Genomic DNA, 20,783 nt, shown 5'->3' with positions numbered 1-20,783 from the left:
TAGAATTATTTTTTACCGGAATTGCGCATATATTTAAAGAAGTCAGAGCTCTGGTCAATGACCATCACATCAGACTTACTCTTGAAGCTGTTTTTATAAGCTTCCTGGCTGCGGTAGAACGCGTAAAATTCTGGGTTTTTGCCAAATGCCTGCGCATACACTTCTGAAGCTTTGGCATCACCTTCACCTTTGACCTTTTGTGCTTCACGATAGGCTTCGGCAATAATCACTTCGCGCTGCTTGTCTGCATCGGCACGAATCTTCTCGGCAGCCGCGGCACCCTCTGAACGCAACTCATTGGCAACAGATTTACGTTCTGCTTCCATACGCTGATAAACCGACTCACTGACTTCTTTAGTCAGGTCCACGCGGCGCAGGCGCACATCCAGAATCTGGATACCCATCTGGCGGCTTTCCTTATCGGCACGCTCACGCAAAATCCTCATGATAGTGGCACGTTCGCCGGAAACCACGTCGTGGATATTACGTTTACCGATTTCTGCACGTAAACCATCATTCACCATTTGCGAGATACGGCGCTCGGCCTGCACCTCTTCACCACGTACAGAAACGTAGTATTTCGCAGGGTCGATAATGCGCCATTTGATGAATGAATCCACCAATACGTTTTTCTTTTCACTGGTAATAAAGCGGTCTGGCTCTTCCCAGTTCAGGGTCAGGATACGCTTATCGTAATAACGGATATTTTCCACCATCGGCATTTTGAAGTAGAGGCCAGGTGTTTTTTTGACCGATACGATTTCGCCCAGGCGGAACACCAGTGCAAACTCGCGCTGATCAACCGTATACGCTGATGAGGTGATCACCACCAGCAACACAAATACCCCGATTAATATACTTCCAATATTTCTCATGTTCTTTTTCCTTCAGGGCAAACTAGCGATATTCGCGATCGCGGCTACGCATGGTATCGCGTGTGCGATCCAGAACGCCGGCATCGGACTGTGAAGATTCCTGCGTCGGCTTTTCAGCGGCAGGTGCAGCGTTAGTGCCTCCGCCCGCCCCACTGGCGCCCATCAACTTATCCAACGGCAAATAAAGCAGGCTGTTGCCACCTTTTTGATCCACCAGCACCTTGCTGGTATTAGACAAAATGTGTTCCTGCGCATCCAGGTACAAGCGCTGACGCGTGACTTCTGGCGCCTTGTTGTACTGGGCCAGAATCTGTTCAAAACGGTCCGCATTACCTTTGGCTTCATTTTCAACGCGCAATTTATAACCGGAAGCTTCTTCACCCAGACGGGCCGCAGTACCACGCGCTTTCGGAATGACGTCATTGGCATAAGCCTGACCTTCATTCTTCTGACGCTCCAGATCCTGCTTGGCTTTGACCGCATCATCAAATGCGGCCTGCACTTGCTCAGGCGGCTGGGCATTTTGCATGGTGACGTTGACGACATGCACGCCGGACTGATAACGATCCAGCATTTCTTGCATCAGTTTTTTCGCTTTGGCAGCGACTTCATCGCGGCCTTCATACAACACGAAATCCATTTTGCTTTTACCGGCGACTTCACGAATGGCTGTCTCAGCGATACCGCGTACGCTTTCTTCAGTGGAGCGGTTGCTGAACTGGTAGTCTTCAACCGATTTGAGGTTGTATTGCACAGCCACTTGCAGATCAATGATGTTTTCATCATCGGTCAGCATCAATGATTCACGCGGCTCTTTACTACGGCCAGATTCCCCCTCGAACGAGCGATAACCCAACTCTATGGTGCGCACTTGCTCAAGGTTAACATTTTCAACTGTTTCGATAGGAAAAGGCAGGTGCCAGCGCGGGCCCGGCGTGGTTGTTTCCACATGTTTACCGAAACGCAACACGACACCACGCGAACCCTGATCCACGATATAAAAACCGGAACCAAGCCAGATCAAGGCCACCAGGCCCAGAATCGGGGCGATAGGCAAAGGCTGTGGCGCAGGGCCGCTCGCACGAGGCCCGCCCTGCCCGCCTTTGCCACCGAACATACGATTCAGCTTTTGATTCAAATCCTTGAACACCTCGTCCAGATCGGGCGGGCCTTCGTTATTTTTATTCCAAAAGCCTGGAAACTTTCTCATTCATGTACTCCGTGTTTTCTATTTCCGGTTAAACGTAAGCACGTTCTTCCGTACTCAGTTTCTTCAAATGTTGTTGATGCTCTAGCAGAGCCTGACGTAAATCTTCGATACCTATACCGTCTTTGGCCGACACGCGAATTGTACTGATATTACCATACTCGTCACGGTCGATTCCCGGTGCCATGCCCATGCGGTCAATCTGGTTCAGCACCAGTATCTGTGGCACCTGGGCAGCACCAATTTCATTCAGCACAATATTCACCTGCTCAATCTGGCTGTCGCGGTTAGGGCTGGCCACATCCACGATATGCAGTAACAAGTCAGCCTGCGACGCCTCTTCCAATGTGGCGCCAAAGGCTTCAATCAGGGTGGTAGGCAAATGCTTGATAAAGCCGACAGTGTCTGAAATGACGACAGGATACCCTTCAGGCAAATGCATTTTGCGTGAAGTGGTATCCAGTGTGGCAAATAACTGGTCGGCGGCATACACGCCTGAGTGCGTCAGCCGGTTAAACAGGGTAGATTTTCCCGCGTTGGTATAACCAACCAGGGAGACTGTCAGCAATGGAGACCGTTTGCGGGCACGGCGTTGCATGCCGCGCTGTTGCTTGAGTTTTTCCAGCTTTTCACGCAATTGCTTGACGCGCACCCGCAGCATGCGCCTGTCCAGTTCCAGCTGCGTTTCACCAGGGCCGCCTCGCACACCGATACCGCCCTTTTGGCGTTCAAGGTGGGTCCAGCCGCGTACCAGTCTGGTGGATAAATGCTCCAACTGCGCCAGTTCAACCTGCAACTTGCCTTCATGCGATTGCGCACGCTGGGCAAAAATCTCCAGGATCAGGCCGGTGCGGTCGACCACACGGGCTTCCAGAAATTTTTCCAGGTTGCGTTGCTGCGAAGGGCTGAGGTCGTGATTAAAGGCAGCCACTTTACTTTCGTAGGTGGCCATCATGGCTTTCAGCTCATCGGCCTTACCTGACCCGATGAAAAACTTGGGGTCAGGTGACTGACGTTTACCTTCAAGCGTAGCAGAAATATTTAATCCGGCAGTACCGGCAAGGTGGCGGAGCTCTTGTAAACTTTCTTCATAATCAGCATCACCAAAGTTGATACTGACCAGAACGACAGCATCTCCGCCGCTAGGTCTATCAAACATGCATTAAGATTCTTGTGCGGGTTCGTGTGGTCCTAAATTAACAGGACGGGCTGGAACAATGGTGGAAATAGCGTGTTTGTATACCATTTGCGTGACAGTGTTTTTCAGCAAAATAACATACTGGTCAAACGAATCTACCTGACCCTGTAACTTGATACCGTTTACGAGATAAATGGACACTTGAACATGCTCTTTCCTCAAGGCGTTCAGAAAAGGGTCTTGCAGCATTTGGCCTTTATTATTCATCGAATTGCTCCTTCATTGTTTTAATCATATATTGGAGTTTTTATTATGTTGAACACCAATCCCTTACAGTGACTATGATTGTACTAATTTGTTCCAATTTCAATGCCTGTGCATTATTTTTTTGGAAATAATGCACGAATGCGTTGTAAACAGGCGTCTTTGCCTAGTATCGACATCACTTGATCGATGCTGGGAGACTGCGCAATCCCGATTAAAGCCACCCGTAGTGGCATCGCCAGTTTGGGGAATTTAATCTGTTGCTCAGCGACGACCTGGTTCAGGCCATCGTGTAATTTATCGGCAGTCCAGTCAGAATCTTTAATCTTTTCCAGGAAGCTTTCAATATAGGCAGCTGTTTCCGGCTGGATGTGCTTAGTCGCATCGGCTTCACTAATCTCAGGCGTGCGATAAAAGAAAGCGATCTCACTTGCCAGCTGGTTAAGGTTATTGGCGCGCTCACGGTAAAGATTCAGCACGGCCAGCAAATCGGGCGATTGGGTGTCAGCAATGCCTAGCTTTGCCAGGCGTGGCTTTACTTCCTCGGCGATCTGCTCCAAAGGCAATGTCTTGATGTAATGCGCATTCAACCAATTGAGTTTTTCGGTATTGAACTGCGCGGCTGAAGGCGTGATATGGTCAAGATCAAACCACTGGCAAAACTGCGCCATATCAAATACTTCATCATCGCCATGCGACCAACCCAAGCGCGCCAGGTAATTCAATACCGCCTCACGCAAGTAGCCATCTTCATGGTATTGCATGACACTGACAGCACCATGACGCTTGGATAACTTCTGGCCATCATCGCCCAGTATCATGGACAAATGCGCATATTGAGGCACCTGTGCACCCAGTGCCTGCAACATATTGATCTGTCGTGGCGTATTGTTCACATGGTCATCGCCACGAATCACTTGGGTCACGCCCATTTCCCAGTCGTCTACCACCACACAGAAGTTGTATGTCGGCGTACCGTCGCCTCTGGCAATAATCAGGTCATCCAACTCAGCATTGGCAATCTCGATACGGCCTTTGACCATATCTTCCCACGCCACCACGCCCTCTTGCGGGTTCTTAAAACGCACCACGGGCGGGATATCTGTAGGCGGTTCTGGCAAGACTTTGCCAGGCTCTGGCCGCCAGCGACCATCGTAACGTGGCTTTAAGCCTTGTTGCATCTGGCTTTCACGCAGGGCATCCAGCTCTTCTTTGCTGCTGTAACAGTAATAGGCCTGTCCTGCGTCCAGCATTTTCGCTATCGTCGCCTTGTAAGTCTCCATGCGCTGCATCTGGTAGTAAGGGCCTTCATCATGGTCCAGCTCCAGCCACGCCATGCCATCCAGGATCGCCTGTACGGCCTCTGGCGTAGAGCGCGCAACATCCGTATCTTCAATCCGCAGGATAAACTGGCCGCCGTGACGCTTGGCATAGGCCCAGGAAAATAATGCGGTACGTGCGCCACCAATGTGAAGGTAACCTGTGGGGCTGGGCGCAAAACGGGTTTTAACAACTTGTTGCATGATGACTCTCTGAATTCTTAAGCGGACTATTTTAACATGTTGGCGCTGCTCTTGCCGCGCCGTGCTTTTTGCACATGGGCAGATTGAAGCGCGCTTACAAACGCGTTATCATGCGTCCATGATGCAGCCTACTCCTTCCAGCAGCGAGATTCATGTCGGTGAGCTTTACGGCAAACCGGCCATGCCTGGGCAAACCAGCGTGATTTACCATGTGGTTGCCGTACATAAACTAGGCATCACCCTGCAAAACATGGATAACCCATTAAGCCAGTTTGAAACGACTGAAAAAAAACTGCTACAGTCTGGCTATGTCAGGCTTAGCCAGACGCCTTATGTGAATCTGGCACAAACCGGCAAACGTAAAAATAGCGAATCAAAATTGAAGCGCTGCCCTTACACCCTCGATATTTTTGCTGACCGCGCGGATTGCGAACGGCCCCAGCTGACCCAAGCCGCATGATAAGAATAAAGGTTTTTAAACTCCGCAGAATGGCGCGCGTTTAACCTTTAAGTGATTCACAAATGTTTTAAATAAACACAGTTTTCAAACAAAAAATGCCGCAATTGCGGCATTTTCCATGTCTATCTAATGGATCAAAACTCAAGCGAATAGATCAGAACTCAGGCGGCGCCCCTATCAGGTCATGCCCTTGCGCATCCACAATCTGCACATCGACAAAATCGCCCGGACTTATGCCGTCAGCATCCTGCAAATAGACAATACCATCGATTTCCGGCGCATCTGCTTTTGTCCGCGCAATGGCGATCACATTGCCGGCATCATCCTCGGTCAGCTCATCCACCAGTACGGTTTGCAGGCTACCGATCTTGGCAGACACTTTGGCGGCGCTGATGCGCTCCTGCACTTCCATAAAGCGGCTCAAGCGCTCTTTCTTGATTTCTTCCGGCACCTGGTGATCTAAAGCGTTGGCCGTCGCACCATCAACTGCAGAATAAGCAAAGCAACCAACACGGTCCAGTTGCGCTTCTTCCATAAAGTCGAGCAACATTTCAAAGTCGTCTTCGGTTTCACCGGGGAAACCAACAATAAAGGTACTGCGGATGGCGATTTCCGGACAAGTCTCGCGCCAGGCTTTAATACGTGCCAGGTTGTTCTCACTGCTGGCGGGACGTTTCATCGCTTTGAGAATACGCGGACTGGCGTGCTGTAACGGTACATCCAGATACGGCAGAATCGCACCTTCTGCCATCAATGGGATGACTTCATCAACATGCGGGTATGGGTAAACATAGTGCAGTCGTATCCATACGCCTAGCTCGCCCAGCGCTTTGCTCAAGGCGGTCATATGGGTTTTCACCGGTCTGCCATTCCAGAAGCCGCTACGGAATTTCATATCCACGCCATAGGCGGAGGTGTCCTGCGAAATCACCAAGATTTCCGACACCCCGGCATTAACCAGATTTTCGGCTTCGTTCATGACATCGCCAATCGGGCGGCTGACCAGGTCACCGCGCATACTTGGAATAATGCAGAAGCTGCAACGGTGGTTACAGCCCTCTGAAATCTTCAGGTAGGCATAATGTTTGGGCGTCAGGCGCACGCCTTGTGGCGGCACCAAATCGGTATACGGGTCATGCGGTTTTGGCAAATGCGTATGCACATGGCCCATCACTTCTTCCAGTGCATGCGGGCCGGTGACAGCCAACACGCTAGGGTGTGCGCCAGTGACGACGTCTTTTTTAGCACCCAGGCAGCCGGTCACGATGACCTTGCCGTTTTTGTTCAGTGCTTCGCCAATCGCGTCCAAGGACTCCTGTACCGCAGAATCAATAAATCCACAGGTGTTCACCACCACCAGGTCAGATTGTTCATAGCTGTTACTGATCTGATAACCTTCAGCACGCAGCTGGGTCAGGATACGTTCTGAATCTGAGCCCGCCTTGGGGCAGCCCAGCGAGACAAAACCAACTTTAGGCATACTCTGCATACATTAACCTTTTAACCTTCCACCAGGAGCTTGGTTACCGCGACCGAAGCTACGCCTAATGTAATCAATAATAACTGCAATAACGTATCGCGCAATGCGGTGCGTTTGTGTAAACCGGGAATCAAATCCGCTACCGCCACATATAACATGCTGGAAGCTGCCAGGCTCAGGATATAAGGCACCCAGTGCTGTACCATATTCAGCCCTGCATAAGCAATCAGGCCACCTGCCAGCGTCGCCAGGCTGGAAGCAATATTGAACAAAAACGCCTTGCGCTTGCTATAGCCGGAATGTAATAAAATCAGGAAATCACCGACTTCCTGTGGAATCTCGTGCGCAATGATCGCCAGCGCAGTCACCAGCCCTACCTGCATATCGACCATAAACGCGGCACAAATCAACACGCCATCGACAAAATTATGAAAAGTGTCACCTATCATAATCATCATGCCGCTACGACCATCATCATGATGATGGTGATGACTCATGACCTGTGGTGTTTCAACTGATACCGGGCGGAATTTAATCAACCCTTGCGGTGCTTTTATTTTTTGTTCAGAAGCCTTGCCTGGATGCAGTTCCGGGCAATGCGCTTCGTCATGGATGGCATGCATTTCGCAGTGTTCACCGTGACAGTGCCGCCACAACACCAGTTTTTCCAATGCAAAAAACAGCAGAATCCCGAATAGCATGGTCGCTGTCATCGCCTCAATATTGGGGCTGGTTTCAATCGCGTGCGGCAATATCTCCAGGAATACAGCGGCCAACAAAGCACCGATCGCATAGCTGACCAGCAGTGGCACCCACTGCTTTTTGGCATTGAGCGCAAACACCGCAGCGACTGATACGCTTAACACGCCTCCGGCCAGGCAGGCGATCACCATGCCCGTCAGGGGTGACATGGTCGCCAGTGTGGCAGTCAAAGAGGGTGAGAAATTAATCATGCATACTTTGTAGAAATGAGGCGGGCATTATACGTGAGTTCTGCCAAAAATGAGCATAAACAATCAGTTATCATCATTGCCAATCTGCGGGTTAAATGAGTTGTGCAATAACATCGTCGACGACAATCCCTAGTATCAGCACAAGGTAAGCACGGTATATGCAGGCTGGCCTGGGTGGCTGCGCATGCGATACTGTTGCTTTAATGATGGCCTTTTGTATCCGCGATTAGTTTGGGTAAGCCATTTACAGTAGCACAGCTTTGCCAATACGGCTTTTTAAGCGAGGCATCAGCGGCATAACCCCAGGTCACCAGCACAAAGTCCATCTGGTGCGCATCAGCGGCCAGGCCATCTTCCAGGCGGTCACCAATATACAGGCATTGCTCAATCGGCAATGCCAGGTCCTGCACGATGCGGCCTACCATATCGGCTTTGCAACGCAAGGCAGGTTGAAAGTAATCCAGCGCAAAAACGCCCGAGAAAAATGTATCCCATTGCAAATGATGGATGATTTTTTCAGTTGGGAATAAGCGCTTGTTAGTCGCAATATACAACTGACAACCTGCATCATGCAGTTTCTGCAACATGTCGGCCACACCTTCAAACACCACAGATTTCAGGTAGCCGGTACTGTCGTAGTGTTGTTTAAACGCGGTTGCCAGCGCTTGCAGCAGTGCTTCATCGTCGCGCCCGGAAAGCATTTTCAGGCTTTCAATCAGCGGCGGGCCTATCACATCACTGGTTAAAGGCATTTGCAATGGCGTCTCTGTGGTTTTAAAAGCCTGGTCATAGCCCTCGAGGATACTGGGGGCAGAATCAATCAAGGTGCCGTCCAGATCAAAAATCAGATGTTTTTTCATGAGTTATGTATATGTCTCAAACTGCTGGAATGCTGGTCAATGACGTTTAAAAACCATTCTTCCAATAAATTAATGCGTGATTGCCGGGGAAAACTTTATTCCGGCCCAGACCCTATTCCAGCCAGATCATGGTCGCCATGCGCCCGGTATCGCCATCGCGCCTGAAGCTGAAGAATGCGTCCGGCTCATTGTAGGTACAGCGTCCGCCACCATAAATCTGCTGAATACCTAAAGTGTTTAACCGTTGCCTGGCAATGGCATATAAGTCACCCAGCCATTTATCACCATGGGGGCGGAAAGCAGTTTCCGCTTGCGTGTCCTGCGCCATGAATTGCGCACGCACTTCACTACCGACCTCGAACGCATCCGGGCCAATCGCAGGGCCCAGCCAGGCCATTAAATGCCCTGCTTCTACCGGCATGGCGTTGACGGTGGCTTCAATCACACCGTCACACAAACTGCGCCAGCCTGCATGGATGGCCGCCACAGCAGTGCCTGCCTGATCACAAAGCAATACCGGCAAACAATCCGCCGTCATGGTGACGCACACCACATCGCTGCGCGTGCTGAAACTGGCATCCGCACTTTCCAGGCAGCTGGAGGTACTGGCATCAATCACACGGACGCCATGCACCTGTTGCAGCCAGACCGGTTCAGTCGGCAAAAACGGGCTTAACGATTGACGGTTATGCGCGACGTGTAATGGATTGTCTTTGACATGATCGCCCAGGTTCAGGCTGGCATAGTTGTCTGTGCTGACACCGCCTGCGCGCGTGGTTTGTAATGCTTTGACATTTGCAGGCGCTGGCCAGTCCGGCGTGATGAATGCAGGTTTAGGCATCGTCCTCGTCCGCTACCAGTTCGTCATCATCCCACTCTTCGTTAGCCTCCAGATCGCTATCTTGCAGGTCATCATCGTCAAGATCGTCATCGCCCCAGTCTTCATCATCTTCGCCGATGAATAATCCGTTTTCGTCGACATTGAGGTCAACGGGTGACATAGGCTCATCAGGCACTTCAGTGGCGCGCATGGCTTCGAGCAATGCACGCATATCATCTGCCAGCTCGATTTGCCACTCCATATGCTCATTGGTGACCGGGTGCGTCAAACCTAGTTTGATGGCATGCAAAGCCTGGCGTTTGAAATCACCGATCACGGCACGCAGTTCTGTCGACATCATTTTGTGCGGGATGATATTGCCGATGCCGTACAAGGGATCGCCCACCATAGGCGCTTTCAAATGCTGCAAATGCACCCGGATCTGGTGCGTGCGGCCGGTTTCAAGGTTGCAGCGCAAATAGGTATTCGTACCAAAACGTTCCAATACCTGATAATGCGTCACTGCAGATTTACCACGGCGTATCACCGCCATTTTGACGCGCTGGTGTGGATGACGGCCTATCGGTTGATCGACCTTGCCACTACGCCACAGCTGGCCCCAGACGATGGCGCGGTACTCGCGCTTGACCGAATGCGCTTGCAGCTGGCGTACCAGGCTGGTTTGTGCTTCAAGTGTTTTCGCCACCACCAGCAAACCACTGGTGTCTTTATCCAGCCGGTGCACAATGCCTGCGCGTGGCACTTCTTTGAGTTGCGGCCGGTGGAACAACAGCGCATTTAACAATGTGCCACTCCAGTTTCCGGCAGCAGGATGCACTACCAGGCCGGCTGGTTTGTTGATCACGATCAGGGCATCATCTTCATAGACGATATCCAGCGGGATGTCTTCAGGTTCAAATGCGCTGTCTTGCGCATTCACTGGCGGCGTGACGGTGATGTTCTCGCCACCCCAGACTTTGGTTTTAGCGGTAGGCGCTTTGCCATCCAGCAGCACCAGGCCTTCTTTGATCCAGCCCTGTAACCGGCTACGAGAATGGTCTGGCAGCATTTGCTGCAAAACCAGATCCAGTCGTTGCCCACCGAGGTTGGTAGGCACGACCAGATGTAAGGAAGCGCTTTCTTTCATATTTTCAAACGGCATCAGTTATAATGCCCTGAGTTTCCTTATATATAACGATATTGAACAACATGCTTCGCATTTTACCGCTTAACGCCCTGCTCACGCGCGCTTTTATTTTCATCGCTGCGCTCACCTTGAGTGCTTGTGCTATTTTTGGTGATCCAAATCCGCTTGACGAAACCAAAGGTTGGCCCGAACAACGTCTGTACGCCGCCGGTCAGGAAAAGATGGTGGATAAAAACTACGATAAGGCGATTGATTACTTCCAGAAGCTGGAAGCGCGTTATCCACACGGGGCATATGCTACCCAGGCACAACTTGAAGTGGCTTACGCTTACTACAAGAAATCCGAGCCGGTATTATGTTTATCCGCTGTTGACCGCTTTATCAAACTGCACCCTAACCACCCTAACCTGGACTACGCCTACTACCTCAAAGGCCTGGCGACGTTTAACGAACGTGGTGTGATCGAAAAATACACCAAGCAGGAAATCAATGACCGCGACCCGAAAACCCTGCGCGTTTCATTCAATGCTTTTAAAGAACTGGTCGAGCGCTTCCCTAATAGCCGTTATGTCAAAGATGCCACGCAGCGCATGATTTTCCTCGTCAACACGCTGGCCATGCATGAAATGCACGTAGCGCGTTATTACATGCAACGTAAAGCCTATGTCGCTGCGGTCAACCGCACCAAGTATGTGCTGGAAACTTACCCTAATTCCAGCGCGGTTGAAGATGCACTAGTCACCATGATCAGCGCCTACGATGCCATGCACCTGGATGATCTCAAGGATGACACCTTGCGTGTGCTCAAAACCAACTATCCTGAAAACCCTATGATCACCGGGAAAATCAACGAAGACGAAAAAGTCTGGTGGAAGTTCTGGGAAAGCCTGTACAAGTAATTCTCTGCAGCCATCCGGACTGAAAAAAAGCGCCTATCCCAGGCGCTTTTTTATTTGCCAGCTTCACGCGTGGTGACGGCTTTCCGGTTTTGCCGCCCAGGTTTCTGCAGCGAAGGCTTCCAGTTCAAAAGGATTGTCATAATACATATGGCGTCCCCGCAGCTTTTGCCAAAGCCCGGCTAACAAATAAGCTGGGATAAACAAAATGCCCCAGCGCTCAGCCTGCCGTACATGCACATGTTCATGCGGACGTAATTGCTCCAGCCTGCTCGCTGAAAAACCCAGTATCACATGCCCTAATGCAATGGCCGCAAACCCTCGCCGCATAAACCATAGGGCAAGTTTCCCGCCATGCACTTCCAGCACGCCATGTGCGATTCGCAGCTTTGCACCAAACGACAACCACAGGATGGCAGTCACCACACCCACCAGCGTGGTAGGCAATGCCCATAAGAAAATCAGCAAACGCATAATTCGAGCACCCTTTATTCAACAACCCTGATGATTAACAATACTTACCAGTCGCACATATTGACAGCCATATCACCCCAACCTATCATGTTGAGAATAGTTATCATTAGTAATGATTGTCCTCATGTCCACTGTGGATGCGCCACCGCAACAAGAAGTTCATACGCTGTACCAGACACACCATACCTGGCTAGTCAGTTGGTTAAAACGGCGTTTAGGCTGTATCCACCATGCCAATGACCTCGCTCATGATACCTTTCTGCGCCTGATTACCAAATCCTTAAGCGTTCCCCACTTGGATGAGCCACGTGCCTTTTTGAGTACGATCGCGCATGGCTTGATGGTAGACCAGTTTCGCCACAAGGCAGTCGAGCAGGCTTATTTGCAAACGATCATGCATTTGCCTGCCGCCATGGCACCTTCACCAGAAGAACAACTGGTCCTGCTGGAAACCCTGTTGCAAATCGATCAGTTATTGAATGGACTAAAACCCGTAGTGCGCACGGTGTTTCTGCTCTCAAAACTGGAAGGACTGACTTATATTGAGATTGCTGACACACTGAAGGTTTCATTGCGTAGCGTTGAAGCGCATATGGCAGTTGCCTTAAGGCATGTACTGCTTACACGCAGTGCCAGAGCATAAGAGATTGATCAGAACCATGTCTGCCTTGCACGCTCCCCCTCTGCCAGATCAAAAAGAGATTCCCGCTGCGGTGATGGAAGAACTGATTACATGGTCAGTCAAGCTCAGCTCAGGCACAGCCAGTGCAGAAGATGAAAATAACTTTCGCCAATGGCGTGCCCAAGATCCTATGCATGAGGCCGCCTGGCAGACATTGCATACGATGGAACAGGCATTGAATGCGATCCCAGCCACTTCAAAAAAAGTGGTGACGCAGACCATTGCCCTGGTCGATCAACAATCTAAGAGCACTGCTAATCGCCAGGGGACGCTCAAGCAACTTGGCATAGGCGCGATTGCACTGGTTACACTTTCTTTGCTGATGAATCAGCTTGGGCCATGGCATCAAGATTCGCACTTTGCCACGCCATTAGGGCAACGGGCGACCTATACGCTTGCCGACGCCACAACGCTGACGCTGAATACCAATACCAGCGTCGACATTCATTATGCATTGCTGAAACGTGAAATCGTCCTCAACAACGGCGAGATCTATGTGGAAACGGGTAAAGATACGCAGGCACTGTTTGGACGGCGTACCTTCTGGGTCAATACCAAACAAGGTGATTTAGAAGCCATAGGCACGCGTTTCTCGGTATATCAGCAACAGGGCAGCACCCGCCTGCATGTCAGCGAAGGCATTGTCGCCATGCATACCCCGGCACATCCGCCTGTGCGCGCTTATGCGAATGAATCCTACCACCTGCAGGGCGCCCCGGCTCTGCCGTTAAAAGAAACCTTGCAGGCACAAGACCCCATGGCCTGGTTAGACGGTGTCATCGTAGCGAAACAAATGCCTCTGGACACACTGGTTTCTGAATTATTACGTTACCAGGTGCTACCGGTGACTTATGATGCCGAGGTAGCCAAGCTGACCGTATCTGGCGTGTTCCAGCTTAATCGTGCCGACCCGGCAGAACATGCCTTGCAAACCATTGCCCAAACGTTGCCGATACGGGTATCAAGGCAACCTGATCGTATTGTGGTCAGAAAAAAATAATCTGAAAAAATCTGCGGGTTTTTCCAGAGTTATCCGGCATAGGGTTATTTCTCTTTTACTGATAGAGGTCTAACCTGATGCAAGTACGCACCCACCGCAAAAAATCATCCCTCAAACGGCAGTTCTCTGCGGCATTTCATACCGTATTACTGACAGGGTTTGCTGGCGGCCTGGCGGCCACTTCAGCAGTGAGCGCTTATGCTGAAGAAAGCCGGGTATTCGATTTCAAGCTACCGGCGGGCACACTTGAAGACGCGCTGAATGCATTAGCGAGACAATCTGCCATCACCCTGACCTTTGATGCGGCACAAGTCAAAGGCAGATCTGTGCCAGCCCTGAAACAACAATTAACGCGCGATCAGGCGTTACAGCAACTACTTAAAGACACAGGCTTGCAAGCCAGGTCTGCCAATGGCGCAGTCATCATTGTCCCGCGTCCAGTCACTCAACATACCGATACACTACCTGAAGTCGCCATCCAGGCCAGCCGAACGCACTCCCCAAGCGATTTGCCTGAGGCATTTGCAGGCGGACAAGTGGCGAAAGCCAGCCGCATGGGCATTCTGGGTAACGTCGATATTTTTAAAACGCCTTTTAGCACGCAAAGCTTTACTGAAGAGTTTGTTCTCGACCAGCAGGCACGCCGCCTGGCGGATATTGTGGCGGTAGACCCTTCAGTGCGTAGCGCCATGGCTGAATATGGTGATAGTGAAACCTACCATATCCGTGGTTTTCCGCTGTTCACCAACCAGGTGGGCATTAATGGCTTGTACGGAATGACAGAGCTGCGCCGGATTGCACCAGATTTTTACGAGCGTGTCGATGTCTTGAAAGGCCCGGCTTCTATGCTCAATGGTAGCAGCCCGTTTGGCGTCACCGGTGGCAACATCAACCTGGTCTCAAAACGCGCGGGTGACACTCCGCTCAACCGTTTCACAGCCAGTTACATTTCAGATAGCCAGTTTGGCGGGCATTTAGATTTGGGAAGGCGCTTTGGCGAAGACAACGCCTGGGGCGTACGCCTGAATGCACTGGCTCGCGAAGGCGACACGCCGATCAGCCGTCAATCCGACCGCATGTTGATAGGTTCTTTGGCCGTGGACTATCGTGGCGAAAAACTCACTGCCAGTTTCGATCTGGCTAGCCAAGACCGTCTAACAAAAGGTTATTCCGCCAACATTCAGTATAACCCGGGGTTTGCGCTGCCACGTGCACCACAAAATGATAAAAACTTTGTCAATGATTGGGAGTTTTTCAAAGGTGACTCCCATTACTGGATGACCAAAATAGAATACGAGTTTAATCCTGCCCTCACCGCTTATATCAATTACGGCCAGGCCAAAGGCAATGAAGAGTATTTTTATGCAGGCGCCACCGCTCGCGTTTTGGTCAATAGTGCTGGTAATTTCACCGCTGGTGTCGGCGGATACCGCGGCTACTACGAAGTGGATACCTATGAGGTCGGACTACGTGGTCAGATGCAACTGGGTAGCGTGAGTAACAACTATGCCTTGACCTACACTGACTTTGATCGGACTGCTGGCGGTTTAACCGTTCGTGGAGCCAACTATACTGGCAATATATACCAAAGCCCAAACCTGCCAAAACCCACGGTCAATTATGGTGTGATCCCTCAAAATGGCGATTTGCAGCTACATAGTGTCGGCCTGGTGAATACCTTCGGCTTCCTTGAAGACAATCTGCTGCTCACTCTGGGTGCCCGCCACCAGTCACTCTATAGCGGCATTTTTACCTCTGGCGTCAAAACAAATGCTTATGACGAAAGCAAAGTCACGCCTACTGCTGCCCTGCTCGCAAAACTGGGCAATTACTCTGTGTATGGCAACTACAGTGAGGGCTTGTCACAAGGCTCCGTCGCACCTAACACAGCAGCCAACGCTGGCGAAAGTTTGCCGCCATTTGTCGCAAAACAGCAAGAAGTTGGTGTGAAGTATAACGCTGGAACCTTTGGCGTCACTGCAGCCGTGTTTCAGATCACCCAGCCCAGCACATTCACCAATGCCGCCCGTCGACTGGTGGCAGATGGCGAACAGCGCAACCGTGGCCTGGAGCTGTCTACCTTTGGTCAGCCATTCAACGGCGTGCGTTTGCTTGGTGGCGTGACATTTATCGACCCGGAGCAGACTAAAACACTCAATGGGGTGAATGATGGCAAAGACGCAGTCGGTGTGCCAAAAGTAAGCGTAGTGATCAATGCTGAATATGATGTGTTTGCCATCCCTGGCTTGACCTTGACCGGCCGCATGTCCAGTTTTGGTGAAGCACAAGCCGATGTCGCGAATACTCAAAGCATTCCTGGCTGGACAACGTTTGATGCAGGTGCACGATACGCCACCCAGATCTCAGGCAACAAAGTCACTTTCCGCGCCAACATCATGAACCTGGCGAATAAAGATTACTGGAATTCAGTCTCTCGTAGCTTTATCACCATGGGCGCACCACGCACGGCATTGATTTCGGCAACTATTGATTTTTAATAAGCGGTTTTTAACAGTTCCAAAGTTTTCAAATAATAAATTTGGCAACCCGCAAACATATGGGTTGCCATATCTCTTTACCTCAGTTTCTAAAATGCAGGGAATTTGCCTGGGTGCAAACATAATAATGGCCGTGACTTGGGTCAGCATTTTCCCTGGGCGTCAGTGACGTATTTAATGTCTCAGTTACCTACCCGGTCGTAAGCTCGGTTGAAATGGCCGTTGACATCATAGAAGTGGTCAGAGAAGCCGGGTTTCCAGTATTGGTTGTTTTTCTTGAGCGCCATATTGCTAGCACTGGTGGTGATCGCGGTCTGTTTGTTCTCTCCGGAGTTACTCAAAAAAAGTTTACAAACAGCATTTTTTTGTTGGATTAAAGCAATTCACTATTATTAACTTTCAATCCACAACACTAAGCTCCTTTGCAGCCTGTGTGAATGTTGAGTTATCTTGCCAGTTAGGATTTGCCGCAATATGGCGTTTTGCAAGTTCTGCAGCTTCTGGTCGGCGATTCAAGATCGCCAAAGAAAATATCGCCTCCAGCACTCCAGTAATCTTACCAATTCTTTCAGGTTCCATTTCCAACGCTTTATAAACTGCATCAACCGTTTCTTCATGACGACCAAGCTGATGCAGTGCTGCTGCTTGAGCCAATATAGGTGAGGCTGTTGTTGTCAAGGTCGGTGACACTGGTGATGCGCCATTTGGTGCTGTCTGTGGGGTCAACCGCGTAGCTTTCTTTGATTCGGGTATTGCCATCTTGCCACACCCAGGTATTGGTGCCTGAGGTATAAGTGAGAGTGTCAAAACTGCCGGCGCCATCCTTGTTGACGTATTTGCCTAAGGTGGAACTGCCTGCGGTACTGTCGTAGGTATAGACTAGCTCGGAACCATCAGCAGCGGTACGGGTGATGGTACTGCCTGCAGCATTGAGGGTGCCCGTACGACCAGATAGCTGACGATACAAGGATACCTGCCAGTTGTCGTTGTTATCGAAGTCCAAGGTGCCCTGACTGTTATACGTCTGGTACACCCCGATATCTGGACCGCGGCCAATCAGGAGCTCGTCCTGGCGCTGGATGATGAGGTTACCGTTGCTGGCATTCACGTAGGCATTGCCTGCTAATCCAGGGAGCTGGCCTAGTCCTACCTGCCCTCCCTGACCCAGCACCTCCGCTGAACTCTTGCCAAGACCTACGCCATTACCAGTGACGATCGCTACCATAGCCAAACCTTCCAGATTGTTGTTTATGAGGAATCGGACCTGCGCTACAACATGCAAACCCACCCTTCTTAAAACAACTTATCCAGACTTATTTAAAAAAGTTTAACTAAAAAATAAAAAATTTAATAAATATTTTCTTAATAGAGCAGATTTGAGAATGGCTAATTTTTGACTTATATGAACATGAAGATGAATTTTTATATCTGCCGGGGTGCAAACATAATAATCGCCATGCCCAGCATAGCGACTACGGCACCTAGCAAGTCCCAGCCTGTCGGGCGTATGCCCTCCACCAGCCATAGCCATACAATAGCCACGCCGATATACACACCGCCATAGGCAGCATATACACGGCCTGCCGCCGCCGGGTGTAAGGTCAGCAACCAGGCAAATACTGCCAGGCTGATCGCGGCGGGCACAAGCAGCCAGGCGCTCTTACCTTCCCTCAGCCAAAGATAAGGCAGGTAACAACCCACAATTTCCGCAATGGCGGTGAAAACAAACAACAGCAAGGTTTTGAACACTATATTCCCTCGTCATGGGTATGACTGATTCCAGAGGCCACTTTTGCGTCAAACTTTGGCATCTCACCAGCTCTGCAATATTTTATGCTGTTATTCAATCCACAATGTATGCCAGGTTAAGCAGGTAATCGCGAGTGCAAAACCCAAGCTTACTCCTGCTCTGAAATCAGCAACTGGTTCTGGTCCGTTTTCAGGTAAAAAGTACCGTTCGCATCGATCTGGATCGCACGAATGCGGAAATCGCTGAGCACCGGCTCCGCATACACCAGCGTCGTGCCCTCACGGCGAATGCGGTACAAAGTGGTGTTACCCATGCCCGCAACAAACAAATCGTTATCCCAGAAATCATTGCGCCCGGTAGGTGGGTACTTAGCCAGCGGGCCGATTCCGATGGAAGGCACAAAGGTCATCAAAGGTTTTTCATGGCCTTCGTGGCTGTTGAATTTATTGCCGTAATAGCCACTCATGCCATCACGTTCATAAATAGTGCCATAGCTGACAATCGGCCAGCCATAGTTCTTGCCGCGCTTGATCAGGTTGACCTCATCCCCGCCACGCGGCCCATGGTCGGTGAGCCACAACTCATTGCTTTCCTTATCGTAAAACAGGCCGCCAGAAGGCGAGCGGAAACCGGTGGCGTAGACTTCGGCATTCAACCGCTGCAAATCAATACGCATGACTTTGCCTAATGAAGTGGTCTTATCCTGCACGCGGTCCGGTTTGGAAAAATCGCCTATGCTTAAGTACAAGGTGCGTTCGTTCTCCCCCAACGCCAATTTGCCGCCAACCTGGTGGCCGAGAATAGGCTCTTTGATCGCAGGGCGGCTGATATAGATTTCGCGGTCAAAACTCACTTCGCTGTTTTCTACATCCACCGCAAACTCACTCACAGCCAGACGCACGCCATTGGTCACCTCATCCCAGGCGGTATAAGCCACATACAGTGTTTTGCCTATCAGCAGCGAATCTTTCACGCCGGAAAGCTCCTTGCAATACACCAATTGCTTGCTACTGCTCTCATCTGACGAAGTATCGCCACCTGGAATATACTTCGCCAATTGCTTGCCGGGTTTCACTAACTCCAGCGTTTCATTCTGGCGCACAAAATAGACGTCGCCACATTTGCTGATGAACAAAAACAAATGTTTATCCAGGCGCTCAAACGGCCCGCTGGGATATTGGTCCTCAAAAGGCAGCTTGTAGACTTTGAGGGGTTGCGTACCAAACACCGAACTGATTCTTGGTGGCTCTGGTTCTTTGTTGGCTTCTTTATCCGCTTCCGCCGCATCGCTGCCTGAAAGGAGCAGCCTTGGCACGACACCATCGCCGGCTTGCGCTGAAGGCTGGAGCATGTGCCAGCTGACACTCAACCATAACAGGCTGAGCATTAAATATTTTAAAAATAGTGGTTTTGATTTTTTATGATTCAGGGAAAGCAAAGCTGGATACTCCATTCTTATGATTGCATTCGAGTTGCAAGCACAGAGAAAAGTTTACATAAATCTAATTTAAAAAATACTTTTACATTTAAAATCAATTAAATATTATTTTTTATTCATGTAGTTTGTGATGAATATTTTTAGCGATAAAACAGCAATCATCACTGCCCACGCTGCCAGGGTCAATCGAATAAACAAAGCAAAGCTGTCTTGCTGACAGAATGCGCCCAAGGCCGGGTCTAAACCATCACAGCCAAATGCCACCACTGCAAACGCAAAACCTGGCCCCAGATGCAAAATGGCGAGCCCATAAATTAAAGCACGTAACAAATGTTTTCCAGTCAAATTGATAAAACCTGAATGGGTCATCCAGACGTGACTGGATGACCAAGCATGCATGATTTCGTGTGTGGGTTAAATACGTTTTTTTACTCAGTCGCGCTTTTCAATGAAGGCGGCCACTAGTGCATGGGTTAGCGTTTGAATGCCAGCACAAAGACGCCCATAGCCACCAGTGCCACGCCTAGCCATTCGCGTCCTGAAAGGCGCTCGCCCAAAAACAGGAAAGCAAACAATGCTACCAGCACCAGGCTGAATTTATCTACCGGCGCGACTTTGGAGGCTTCCCCCAGTTGTAGTGCGCGAAAATAACATATCCAAGAAGCACCGGTTGCGATTGCGGATAAGACCAGGAATAGCAATGAGCGCGCAGGCAGTGCCAGCGGGTTACTCCACTTGCCGGCAAACCAGACAAAAGGTGCCAACACTGCTGCGATGACCACCGTGCGGATCAGCGTGGCAAAGTCAGAATCAATACCATTGATGCCGATTTTAGCAAAGATGGCGGTTAACGCCGCAAAGCAGGCTGAAAGCGCTGCCCAGAAAAACCAGTCAGTGATCATATGGTGCCAGTCTTAATCCACATTCTGGCCTATGCGCCATAGTACGCCTGAAGGGTCAGCGATACAGAAATCACGCATGCGCCAGGGTTGCAACGTGATAGGCCAGATTTTAACGCCATATTTTGCGACGACTCCGCTCTGCTCAACTTTTTGCCACCAGGCATCTACATCTTCCACCAGCAAATGCATCATGTAGTTCTCGGAAAATCCTTCAGCACAAAAGTCTTGCAACAAAAAGCTTGAATATTCAAAGTGAAAGTAAGCAACGCCGCCGCCCTCTGAGGCCATGGTGAAGCCGATATCGCGGTAAAACTGTTTGGATAACTCAAAGTCTTTGGCCGGCACAAACGCTTTGATTTCTGTGACTTTCAGATTTGTCATGACTAAACGTATCCTCCCACATTATTCTTGAACAT

Annotated in this window: 24 protein-coding genes; 5 read left to right on the top strand and 19 right to left on the bottom strand. The window is 50.3% G+C overall.

Features of this window, described 5'->3' with window-relative positions; all coding sequences use genetic code 11:
* Nucleotides 1-5 precede the first annotated feature (5 nt).
* From hflC to gltX, 5 genes are all read right to left on the bottom strand, one after another.
* A complete protein-coding gene (gene hflC / locus ACSSVF_RS10600; protein WP_492403433.1) occupies nt 6-875 on the bottom strand; it encodes a protease modulator HflC in 870 nt (289 codons plus the stop codon).
* Nucleotides 876-897: 22 nt separating this feature from the next.
* The gene (hflK, locus tag ACSSVF_RS10595) at nt 898-2,085 is read right to left on the bottom strand and encodes an FtsH protease activity modulator HflK (protein WP_492403431.1); all 1,188 of its coding nucleotides are present in this window, start codon (nt 2,083-2,085) and stop codon (nt 898-900) included.
* Nucleotides 2,086-2,113: 28 nt separating this feature from the next.
* A complete protein-coding gene (hflX, locus tag ACSSVF_RS10590; protein WP_492403429.1) occupies nt 2,114-3,241 on the bottom strand; it encodes a GTPase HflX in 1,128 nt (375 codons plus the stop codon).
* Nucleotides 3,242-3,244: 3 nt separating this feature from the next.
* A complete protein-coding gene (gene hfq / locus ACSSVF_RS10585) occupies nt 3,245-3,487 on the bottom strand; it encodes an RNA chaperone Hfq (RefSeq protein ID WP_306390195.1) in 243 nt (80 codons plus the stop codon).
* 113 nt (nt 3,488-3,600) lie between these two features.
* On the bottom strand, nt 3,601-5,007 hold the full coding sequence (gene gltX, locus ACSSVF_RS10580; RefSeq protein ID WP_492403427.1) for a glutamate--tRNA ligase: 1,407 nt from the start codon (nt 5,005-5,007) through the stop codon (nt 3,601-3,603).
* A gap of 118 nt (nt 5,008-5,125) precedes the next feature.
* Here gltX and ACSSVF_RS10575 point away from each other — a divergent pair, with 118 nt between their 5' ends.
* Entirely contained in the window at nt 5,126-5,467 is a 342-nt protein-coding gene (locus ACSSVF_RS10575; RefSeq protein ID WP_492403426.1) for a hypothetical protein, read from the top strand.
* A 154-nt stretch (nt 5,468-5,621) separates the two neighbouring features.
* Here ACSSVF_RS10575 and rimO read toward each other — a convergent pair whose 3' ends face one another.
* The 5 genes from rimO to rluD form a co-directional block, all read right to left on the bottom strand.
* Nucleotides 5,622-6,956, bottom strand: coding sequence for a 30S ribosomal protein S12 methylthiotransferase RimO (rimO, locus tag ACSSVF_RS10570; RefSeq protein ID WP_492403424.1), 1,335 nt, complete (start codon nt 6,954-6,956; stop codon nt 5,622-5,624).
* A gap of 11 nt (nt 6,957-6,967) precedes the next feature.
* Nucleotides 6,968-7,858, bottom strand: a complete 891-nt coding sequence (locus ACSSVF_RS10565; RefSeq protein WP_492406346.1) for a ZIP family metal transporter — start codon at nt 7,856-7,858, stop codon at nt 6,968-6,970.
* Nucleotides 7,859-8,100: 242 nt separating this feature from the next.
* Nucleotides 8,101-8,760, bottom strand: coding sequence for an HAD family hydrolase (locus ACSSVF_RS10560; protein ID WP_492403422.1), 660 nt, complete (start codon nt 8,758-8,760; stop codon nt 8,101-8,103).
* A 112-nt stretch (nt 8,761-8,872) separates the two neighbouring features.
* Entirely contained in the window at nt 8,873-9,601 is a 729-nt protein-coding gene (pgeF, locus tag ACSSVF_RS10555) for a peptidoglycan editing factor PgeF (protein ID WP_492403421.1), read from the bottom strand.
* Nucleotides 9,594-10,742 (bottom strand): 23S rRNA pseudouridine(1911/1915/1917) synthase RluD, encoded by a 1,149-nt coding sequence (gene rluD / locus ACSSVF_RS10550; RefSeq protein WP_492403420.1) that lies wholly within the window; start codon nt 10,740-10,742, stop codon nt 9,594-9,596. The genes pgeF and rluD overlap by 8 nt, the downstream gene beginning before the upstream one ends.
* A 47-nt stretch (nt 10,743-10,789) precedes the next feature.
* On the opposite strand from rluD, the gene ACSSVF_RS10545 reads away from it, so the two are divergent.
* The gene (locus ACSSVF_RS10545) at nt 10,790-11,626 is read left to right on the top strand and encodes an outer membrane protein assembly factor BamD (protein WP_492403419.1); all 837 of its coding nucleotides are present in this window, start codon (nt 10,790-10,792) and stop codon (nt 11,624-11,626) included.
* Between the two features lie 63 nt (nt 11,627-11,689).
* On the opposite strand, the gene ACSSVF_RS10540 is transcribed toward ACSSVF_RS10545, so the two are convergent.
* The gene (locus tag ACSSVF_RS10540) at nt 11,690-12,097 is read right to left on the bottom strand and encodes a hypothetical protein (RefSeq protein ID WP_492403417.1); all 408 of its coding nucleotides are present in this window, start codon (nt 12,095-12,097) and stop codon (nt 11,690-11,692) included.
* A gap of 124 nt (nt 12,098-12,221) precedes the next feature.
* Here ACSSVF_RS10540 and ACSSVF_RS10535 point away from each other — a divergent pair, with 124 nt between their 5' ends.
* From ACSSVF_RS10535 to ACSSVF_RS10525, 3 genes are all read left to right on the top strand, one after another.
* On the top strand, nt 12,222-12,740 hold the full coding sequence (locus ACSSVF_RS10535) for a sigma-70 family RNA polymerase sigma factor (RefSeq protein WP_492403416.1): 519 nt from the start codon (nt 12,222-12,224) through the stop codon (nt 12,738-12,740).
* 16 nt (nt 12,741-12,756) lie between these two features.
* Entirely contained in the window at nt 12,757-13,779 is a 1,023-nt protein-coding gene (locus ACSSVF_RS10530; RefSeq protein WP_492403414.1) for a FecR family protein, read from the top strand.
* A 77-nt stretch (nt 13,780-13,856) separates the two neighbouring features.
* Nucleotides 13,857-16,277: a TonB-dependent siderophore receptor gene (locus ACSSVF_RS10525; RefSeq protein WP_492403412.1), complete on the top strand. Its 2,421-nt coding sequence runs from the start codon at nt 13,857-13,859 to the stop codon at nt 16,275-16,277.
* Between the two features lie 182 nt (nt 16,278-16,459).
* Here ACSSVF_RS10525 and ACSSVF_RS10520 read toward each other — a convergent pair whose 3' ends face one another.
* The 8 genes from ACSSVF_RS10520 to ACSSVF_RS10485 form a co-directional block, all read right to left on the bottom strand.
* On the bottom strand, nt 16,460-16,618 hold the full coding sequence (locus ACSSVF_RS10520) for a hypothetical protein (RefSeq protein WP_492403411.1): 159 nt from the start codon (nt 16,616-16,618) through the stop codon (nt 16,460-16,462).
* A 58-nt stretch (nt 16,619-16,676) separates the two neighbouring features.
* A complete protein-coding gene (locus tag ACSSVF_RS10515; protein WP_492403410.1) occupies nt 16,677-16,931 on the bottom strand; it encodes a hypothetical protein in 255 nt (84 codons plus the stop codon).
* The gene (locus tag ACSSVF_RS10510; protein ID WP_492403408.1) at nt 16,891-17,502 is read right to left on the bottom strand and encodes a hypothetical protein; all 612 of its coding nucleotides are present in this window, start codon (nt 17,500-17,502) and stop codon (nt 16,891-16,893) included. Before ACSSVF_RS10510 ends, ACSSVF_RS10515 begins: the two co-directional genes overlap by 41 nt.
* A 197-nt stretch (nt 17,503-17,699) precedes the next feature.
* On the bottom strand, nt 17,700-18,026 hold the full coding sequence (locus tag ACSSVF_RS10505; RefSeq protein ID WP_492403407.1) for a YnfA family protein: 327 nt from the start codon (nt 18,024-18,026) through the stop codon (nt 17,700-17,702).
* A 149-nt stretch (nt 18,027-18,175) separates the two neighbouring features.
* Nucleotides 18,176-19,378: a PQQ-dependent sugar dehydrogenase gene (locus ACSSVF_RS10500; RefSeq protein WP_492403405.1), complete on the bottom strand. Its 1,203-nt coding sequence runs from the start codon at nt 19,376-19,378 to the stop codon at nt 18,176-18,178.
* Nucleotides 19,379-19,570: 192 nt separating this feature from the next.
* Nucleotides 19,571-19,795, bottom strand: coding sequence for a hypothetical protein (locus tag ACSSVF_RS10495; RefSeq protein WP_492403403.1), 225 nt, complete (start codon nt 19,793-19,795; stop codon nt 19,571-19,573).
* A 143-nt stretch (nt 19,796-19,938) separates the two neighbouring features.
* A complete protein-coding gene (locus ACSSVF_RS10490) occupies nt 19,939-20,367 on the bottom strand; it encodes an EamA family transporter (RefSeq protein ID WP_492403401.1) in 429 nt (142 codons plus the stop codon).
* Between the two features lie 12 nt (nt 20,368-20,379).
* Nucleotides 20,380-20,748 carry a VOC family protein gene (locus ACSSVF_RS10485; RefSeq protein WP_492403399.1) on the bottom strand — a complete coding sequence of 123 codons (369 nt, stop codon included), beginning with the start codon at nt 20,746-20,748 and terminating at the stop codon, nt 20,380-20,382.
* Between the last annotated feature and the right edge of the window lie 35 nt (nt 20,749-20,783).

Source organism: Methylophilus sp. E2MeOHC9 (genome assembly GCF_058744375.1).
Note: the sequence above shows the minus strand (reverse complement) of the source record. Positions and strands in the feature narration are given on the sequence as shown.

Excerpts from the sequence above, each read along its gene's own strand:
- ACSSVF_RS10540 (WP_492403417.1), bottom strand. The coding sequence starts at position 12,097 with ATGCGTTTGCTGATTTTCTTATGGGCATTGCCTACCACGCTGGTGGGT.
- pgeF (WP_492403421.1), bottom strand. The coding sequence starts at position 9,601 with ATGCCTAAACCTGCATTCATCACGCCGGACTGGCCAGCGCCTGCAAAT.
- hfq (WP_306390195.1), bottom strand. The coding sequence starts at position 3,487 with ATGAATAATAAAGGCCAAATGCTGCAAGACCCTTTTCTGAACGCCTTG.
- hflX (WP_492403429.1), bottom strand. The coding sequence starts at position 3,241 with ATGTTTGATAGACCTAGCGGCGGAGATGCTGTCGTTCTGGTCAGTATC.
- gltX (WP_492403427.1), bottom strand. The coding sequence starts at position 5,007 with ATGCAACAAGTTGTTAAAACCCGTTTTGCGCCCAGCCCCACAGGTTAC.
- ACSSVF_RS10510 (WP_492403408.1), bottom strand. The coding sequence starts at position 17,502 with ATGGTAGCGATCGTCACTGGTAATGGCGTAGGTCTTGGCAAGAGTTCA.
- ACSSVF_RS10565 (WP_492406346.1), bottom strand. The coding sequence starts at position 7,858 with ATGTCACCCCTGACGGGCATGGTGATCGCCTGCCTGGCCGGAGGCGTG.
- ACSSVF_RS10485 (WP_492403399.1), bottom strand. The coding sequence starts at position 20,748 with ATGACAAATCTGAAAGTCACAGAAATCAAAGCGTTTGTGCCGGCCAAA.
- ACSSVF_RS10545 (WP_492403419.1), top strand. The coding sequence starts at position 10,790 with ATGCTTCGCATTTTACCGCTTAACGCCCTGCTCACGCGCGCTTTTATT.
- ACSSVF_RS10490 (WP_492403401.1), bottom strand. The coding sequence starts at position 20,367 with ATGATCACTGACTGGTTTTTCTGGGCAGCGCTTTCAGCCTGCTTTGCG.
- hflK (WP_492403431.1), bottom strand. The coding sequence starts at position 2,085 with ATGAGAAAGTTTCCAGGCTTTTGGAATAAAAATAACGAAGGCCCGCCC.
- ACSSVF_RS10500 (WP_492403405.1), bottom strand. The coding sequence starts at position 19,378 with ATGCTCCAGCCTTCAGCGCAAGCCGGCGATGGTGTCGTGCCAAGGCTG.
- ACSSVF_RS10535 (WP_492403416.1), top strand. The coding sequence starts at position 12,222 with ATGTCCACTGTGGATGCGCCACCGCAACAAGAAGTTCATACGCTGTAC.
- rimO (WP_492403424.1), bottom strand. The coding sequence starts at position 6,956 with ATGCAGAGTATGCCTAAAGTTGGTTTTGTCTCGCTGGGCTGCCCCAAG.
- rluD (WP_492403420.1), bottom strand. The coding sequence starts at position 10,742 with ATGCCGTTTGAAAATATGAAAGAAAGCGCTTCCTTACATCTGGTCGTG.
- hflC (WP_492403433.1), bottom strand. The coding sequence starts at position 875 with ATGAGAAATATTGGAAGTATATTAATCGGGGTATTTGTGTTGCTGGTG.
- ACSSVF_RS10560 (WP_492403422.1), bottom strand. The coding sequence starts at position 8,760 with ATGAAAAAACATCTGATTTTTGATCTGGACGGCACCTTGATTGATTCT.
- ACSSVF_RS10530 (WP_492403414.1), top strand. The coding sequence starts at position 12,757 with ATGTCTGCCTTGCACGCTCCCCCTCTGCCAGATCAAAAAGAGATTCCC.
- ACSSVF_RS10525 (WP_492403412.1), top strand. The coding sequence starts at position 13,857 with ATGCAAGTACGCACCCACCGCAAAAAATCATCCCTCAAACGGCAGTTC.
- ACSSVF_RS10575 (WP_492403426.1), top strand. The coding sequence starts at position 5,126 with ATGATGCAGCCTACTCCTTCCAGCAGCGAGATTCATGTCGGTGAGCTT.